This window comes from Bacillus sp. L_1B0_5, from assembly GCF_000836715.1.
Taxonomy (GTDB): Bacteria; Bacillota; Bacilli; order Bacillales; family Bacillaceae_G; genus Bacillus_A; species Bacillus_A thuringiensis_S.
The window spans coordinates 1-2,874 of the sequence record NZ_JXIS01000148.1 but is presented as its reverse complement, the minus strand read 5'-3'; the positions used below and the strand labels follow the sequence as shown (position 1 = coordinate 2,874).

The window sequence follows — 2,874 nt, the reverse complement described above, 5'->3', positions numbered from 1 at the left end:
TTGTCCATTATTTGCACCAGAACCTTTGATGTTATTAAGGCGTAGAATATCCAGACATTGCAAACCAGGTGGAATGCCACGTGAGTAATTTGTATAATGGGTTTCAAATGCCTAAAATAATAAATTTACGCGAAATAATAACCTGTACGGTAGCAGTACCATAGCTTAAAAAACATCATCAGTTCCTATACTATTTGATGTAAAAGGCATATAAAGGGATATTGAAGGGGATTAGATAGCTTTTTTAAAAATTAACAGGCTGGTTGATTGTCAAAAAATGACGCGGTTATTTGTTGAAAGAATGTAACAGGAATAGATTATTTAAATTACGAATACTTTAAAATGCATAAGGGAAATTTTGATAGCTTGGAGTGTAAAAGAAAGAGAAATTACTACATAGGAGAGGATAAATGCATAAGGGTCAAAGATACCAAGAATTCTTGTAAAGAAGGTTTTCTTATTTTTGTGTGAGGTTTTGTAACAAACCATATGAAATACAAAGTTTTAAAAATTTAACGCAAAAATTTTTAAAATGTATAAATTACGAATAATTATATTGGTACATTAATATGTATATAGGATTTGTAAAAGTAATCAATAATTTTCAATTTTGTACTTTTTAAACCATATTAATTTAAAAATGATTTAAAATAATCTTTGTTGCTACAGAAAAAGAGTGTATCTAAATTGAGTATGGGAGGAACAAATATGAATCCTTATCAAAATAAAAATGAATATGAAACATTGAATGCTTCACAAAAAAAATTAAATATATCTAATAATTATACAAGATATCCAATAGAAAATAGTCCAAAACAATTATTACAAAGTACAAATTATAAAGATTGGCTCAATATGTGTCAACAGAATCAGCAGTATGGTGGAGATTTTGAAACTTTTATTGATAGTGGTGAACTCAGTGCCTATACTATTGTAGTTGGGACCGTACTGACTGGTTTCGGGTTCACAACACCCTTAGGACTTGCTTTAATAGGTTTTGGTACATTAATACCAGTTCTTTTTCCAGCCCAAGACCAATCTAACACATGGAGTGACTTTATAACACAAACTAAAAATATTATAAAAAAAGAAATAGCATCAACATATATAAGTAATGCTAATAAAATTTTAAACAGGTCGTTTAATGTTATCAGCACTTATCATAATCACCTTAAAACATGGGAGAATAATCCAAACCCACAAAATACTCAGGATGTAAGGACACAAATCCAGCTAGTTCATTACCATTTTCAAAATGTCATTCCAGAGCTTGTAAACTCTTGTCCTCCTAATCCTAGTGATTGCGATTACTATAACATACTAGTATTATCTAGTTATGCACAAGCAGCAAACTTACATCTGACTGTATTAAATCAAGCCGTCAAATTTGAAGCGTATTTAAAAAACAATCGACAATTCGATTATTTAGAGCCTTTGCCAACAGCAATTGATTATTATCCAGTATTGACTAAAGCTATAGAAGATTACACTAATTATTGTGTAACAACTTATAAAAAAGGATTAAATTTAATTAAAACGACGCCTGATAGTAATCTTGATGGAAATATAAACTGGAACACATACAATACGTATCGAACAAAAATGACTACTGCTGTATTAGATCTTGTTGCACTCTTTCCTAATTATGATGTAGGTAAATATCCAATAGGTGTCCAATCTGAACTTACTCGAGAAATTTATCAGGTACTTAACTTCGAAGAAAGCCCCTATAAATATTATGACTTTCAATATCAAGAGGATTCACTTACACGTAGACCGCATTTATTTACTTGGCTTGATTCTTTGAATTTTTATGAAAAAGCGCAAACTACTCCTAATAATTTTTTCACCAGCCATTATAATATGTTTCATTACACACTTGATAATATATCCCAAAAATCTAGTGTTTTTGGAAATCACAATGTAACTGATAAATTAAAATCTCTTGGTTTGGCAACAAATATTTATATTTTTTTATTAAATGTCATAAGCTTAGATAATAAATATCTAAATGATTATAATAATATTAGTAAAATGGATTTTTTTATAACTAATGGTACTAGACTTTTGGAGAAAGAACTTACAGCAGGATCTGGGCAAATAACTTATGATGTAAATAAAAATATTTTCGGGTTACCAATTCTTAAACCAAGAGAGAATCAAGCAATCCCTACCCTTTTTCCAACATATGATAACTATAGTCATATTTTATCATTTATTAAAAGTCTTAGTATCCCTGCAACATATAAAACTCAAGTGTATACGTTTGCTTGGACACACTCTAGTGTTGATCCTAAAAATACAATTTATACACATTTAACTACCCAAATTCCAGCTGTAAAAGCGAATTCACTTGGGACTGCTTCTAAGGTTGTTCAAGGACCTGGTCATACAGGAGGGGATTTAATTGATTTCAAAGATCATTTCAAAATTACATGTCAACACTCAAATTTTCAACAATCGTATTTTATAAGAATTCGTTATGCTTCAAATGGAAGCGCAAATACACGAGCTGTTATAAATCTTAGTATCCCAGGGGTAGCAGAACTGGGTATGGCACTCAACCCCACTTTTTCTGGTACAGATTATACGAATTTAAAATATAAAGATTTTCAGTACTTAGAATTTTCTAACGAGGTGAAATTTGCTCCAAATCAAAACATATCTCTTGTGTTTAATCGTTCGGATGTATATACAAACACAACAGTACTTATTGATAAAATTGAATTTCTGCCAATTACTCGTTCTATAAGAGAGGATAGAGAGAAACAAAAATTAGAAACAGTACAACAAATAATTAATACATTTTATGCAAATCCTATAAAAAACACTTTACAATCAGAACTTACAGATTATGACATAGATCAAGCCGCA

1 pseudogene is annotated in these 2,874 nt (G+C 30.0%); it reads left to right on the top strand.

What is annotated here, in order from left to right:
• Positions 1 to 708 precede the first annotated feature (708 nt).
• Positions 709 to 2,874, top strand: a pseudogene (cry4Aa, locus tag RT27_RS30275) (pesticidal crystal protein Cry4Aa); the annotation flags it as partial.